Origin of the sequence: Microcystis sp. LE19-84.1B, assembly GCF_027531875.1 — a bacterium.
Lineage (GTDB): Bacteria > Cyanobacteriota > Cyanobacteriia > Cyanobacteriales > Microcystaceae > Microcystis > Microcystis panniformis.
In genome coordinates this window covers 1-3,693 of sequence record NZ_JAPZSR010000052.1, presented here as the reverse complement: position 1 = coordinate 3,693, position 3,693 = coordinate 1, and the positions used below count along the sequence as shown (strand labels likewise).

At 42.0% G+C, this 3,693-nt stretch carries 2 protein-coding genes and 2 pseudogenes; all 4 read right to left on the bottom strand.

What is annotated here, in order from left to right; translation table 11 throughout:
• Positions 1-116: pseudogene (locus O9324_RS02670) on the bottom strand (flagellar assembly protein H); the annotation flags it as partial.
• Between the two features lie 190 nt (positions 117-306).
• Complete coding sequence (locus O9324_RS02665; RefSeq protein WP_002764859.1) at positions 307-1,314, bottom strand: GNAT family N-acetyltransferase; 1,008 nt, start codon at positions 1,312-1,314, stop codon at positions 307-309.
• Between the two features lie 76 nt (positions 1,315-1,390).
• Positions 1,391-1,594, bottom strand: a pseudogene (locus tag O9324_RS02660) (hypothetical protein); the annotation flags it as partial.
• Between the two features lie 382 nt (positions 1,595-1,976).
• On the bottom strand, positions 1,977-3,404 hold the full coding sequence (locus O9324_RS02655) for a glycosyltransferase family 2 protein (RefSeq protein ID WP_288139405.1): 1,428 nt from the start codon (positions 3,402-3,404) through the stop codon (positions 1,977-1,979).
• Between the last annotated feature and the right edge of the window lie 289 nt (positions 3,405-3,693).

Genomic DNA, 3,693 nt, shown 5'->3' with positions numbered 1-3,693 from the left:
ATCGAGTTTCTATCTAAATAATCCATCAATTGAGGAAAAAATAACTCGATAAATTCGACAAAAAAGGTGGAGATTAACTCCTTAAATAAGCGGTCATGGTCAATATTATTAGTCATGTAATGTCATCTTAACTAATCTGAGGGATGAATGACTACTCTTCTCTATTATATTCTGAAAAGTCGGTTTTGGCAACATATTGTTATGACCTCACCCCCTTAACCTACGAAAAGAGGGGGATGCTTCCCGCAAAAAAACCCACAGAAAACGGGTTTCTTCAAGAAACCCGTTTTCTAGAGAGTTTAAAGATTAATTGGTGGATTTAAAGAGTGGTTTTCCTTCTGGTAATCGCCTAATTTTCCCCGACTCATCCCGTTCTACTTCTGCAAAAACATAATTGCCATTACTATCTTGCTTTAAGCATAATTTCCCATCTATTTGTTCATAAACAGGTGGACAAAATTGAGGGATTCCTCCAAATTCTACTACCTCACCCCCTAGCTCTTGTAAGATAGGACATAAGATGAGATTTTCTGCCTCATCAAAGACGAAATTATGAGTATTCGGATCTCGTAAAGGGAGAGGATAAATCGGTAAACCCATCGAACTCGTCAAAGCCTTTCCTGCTGCATCCCTAACTGGCTCTAAAAAAATTGGTTTTCCTTGAGAATTCTTGACAATTTCTTGAGTTTTTACATCCCTTAAAACAATTGTTCCAGTCGGTATAACTTCCTTTTCTATTAGCCTTAAATGAGCCGGGTGTAAATTCGGTAAATTCTTCTCCGATATGTTAAAATGTTTTGTATATTGAATCGCTGCTTTAACAAAGCCCAAGCGTTCTAATAATACCTGAATCCCTTGTTGATCTATACTGATTAATAAGTCAATATCGCTAACCTTTAGTTCTTCCGCTTTAGCAATCGCCGCTTTAATCAACAAATTAATCGTGTCCGGTTTGCGGTGCTTTTCTTTAACATACATCCCCAAAACTGCACCCACACGACGGGGAATGAAAGGATTTTCCCACATTTCCAAAGCAGAAATCTGGGGAGGTGGGGTCTCATCATAAACATAAGTAAAGAGAAACCCGACGATTTGCTGCTCATATTCCAAGACAAAACCGAAAGATAGAGGTTTTTTAAGCTGATACCCCACATATCCTTCATAGTCAAAATCAGGTTTCAGATTGATCGAGGGATCAGCTTCCGATCGCCTTTGAGCAAAATCTCGCCAAAGAGGAGCGATCGCTATTGCATCTTCAGGTCTAGCTAGTCGTTGATGATACATAGTTTTGCCAAGATTATGCTTGTTTTCCATACTATATTCTGACAAGTCTGCTTTGGCAACAGATAATTAGTCACTGATAAATGATAACTGGTAACTGGTAGCTGATAACTGAACAGAGTTTGTCAGCGAAACGTTTTTTTGTCTTAGCTGAAGCGGTAATCCGTTTAAGTTATTTTTCTAGGGATTCGGGAATTTTTGTCCAATCAATTAATTGGTGAACTTCGGGAAAGAAGAAGCATAAAAACGCTTCAAAATACTCACTTAATGCTTCTTTCCAGGGTTCATCATAATTGGCGGTTGTTTGGTTCATGAGCTGCCTAACGCACCCTACGTTTTCTGCCTCCCTGGGAGTGAAGTATAACTTGATTTGGTCTTGACTCCTGACAACCGACTCCCCAAAACAAAAACTTCCTATCTCACCATTAAGATAACTGCTCTAGCAACGCTGTGCAGAAGAGCCAGAAATTAATTCTCCACTAACCGATCACAAAAAAAACTGGAGCGAGCGCTTTTCGCCACCCCAGTGCTGTCACGGAATTCAATTCTGTATCTAAATTAACACATTATTGGTAGCAAGCATGATTAAGGAAATTGGAAATTTTTCCCAAAGGGGTTTCCAAAGGCTGTAACCTTGACTGACAGGGGATTTCCGGCCTGATAAGGCCAAAGTTTTTGTAGTCTATCCTCGAAAATTAAACTTCGGCACTGAGATGTTCCCCCAGATGAACGGTTTTCACCCATTTTAAACGTTTAGGACGCAAAGCCATCCGCAGGCTGACACTGGGAATAATAATAAACCAGTGCATCATATAAATCATGCCGCGAATGGTTTGAGCAAGGATGTCTAAACCGAGAGCAAAAGTGAATTTTTTACCCGTATTGACTCGGATTAATCCTGTCACCATCCCCCAAACAGAAAGGGAAAGAGCCAAACCAGTTAAAGGAGTTAAAATCGGAGCTTGATGCTGGGTAATTGTGATTAAAAGATCGGGAATAGCGGCCGCAGGTAAGATATATTGAACGAGCAAAAAAGCAATTAAATCAAACTTTTTCGGCCAAGGCATGGGAGACTTTAAAATCGCTTTCCAATAGTCGAGATAACGCTGAAAACCACCTTCGGCCCAACGATTGCGCTGATGCCATAAAGCGATCGCAGTTGTCACCCCTTCTTCCGCTACTGCGGGAAAATTTAAGACATTAATTTTCCAATTATCGATATGGAGACGAATAGTTAAATCAAGATCGTCGGTGATCGTTTGTTCATTCCAACCCCCGCAACGATTTAAGGCACTACGACGGACAAATTGACCATTTCCGCGCAATTCTCCGATCCCTCCCACTGCGATCCGTTGCTGTTGGAAACAGCTATCAAAGATCATTTCTACCGCTTGTCCTTTTGTCCAGAAGTTTTCGGCGGCATTGGCGATCGCTTTTCGCACCTGTACCGCACCCACTTCTCGATCGTCGAACATTGGGACTACATGACGCAGTAAATCGGAGGATAATCCCGCATCCGCATCAAATACGCCGATAATTTCCCCGTTAGTCAGGGATAAAACCTGATTCAAGGCGCCGGATTTGCCACCTCCAGCATTAGCAGGACGATGGAGAATTTTTAATTGGGGATATTCTAAAGCAAGGCGATCGAGAATTGCACCGGTGTTATCGGTACTATAGTCATCGACGATCCAAACTTCTAACTTATCTTGGGGATAGTCTAGATGACAGAGATAATTAACCAGTTTCGTGATTACGGTTTCTTCATTTTTGGCCGCTACTAAGAGGGACACCCTGGGGACAGAGGCTAAATCCTGATCCAGTAAAGGAATTGGCGGCGTTTCCGGTTTCGTGAACAGCAGCCGCAAAGCTTGCCCCGATAGTACCATAGTTAAGGCGATAATTGCCCAATAACCCCAACTCAGCCAATGAAGTCCGATAATTATTGTCCAGATCGCCATGAGGCTAAAAGCCGCTTTCTGTCTGCGTCCCGATCGGCCTTGAAAAATTTCGCTCCTAAATTCGTCCTCCTCATCTTCGGGATCGGACCAGTCAGATAGGAGGGAACCAATCGGGTCTAATTCTTCGTTATCATCCTCTCGCGACCAATAATTTTCTGCCATAATCGACTCAGGTTAAGTAACTGTTCAAATAGAAGCTTATATTAGGGGTCGAGAAGGTCGTCACCGACCTCCCCTCCCATTCAGAACCGTGCATGAGACTTTCACCTCACACGGCTCCTAGTTTGACTGTTCCCTTGTTAAGGATACAGCTTGACTTCTTTTGGTTGTCTTTGTATTATCTACATTAACGTCAGATGATGTTAATGTAGATGATTTAAGGCTTCCATCAGTTGCCGATTTATCATCGTGACAGTGGCGGTGTAGTAATTGAAGGTTCTTGTATTCATCC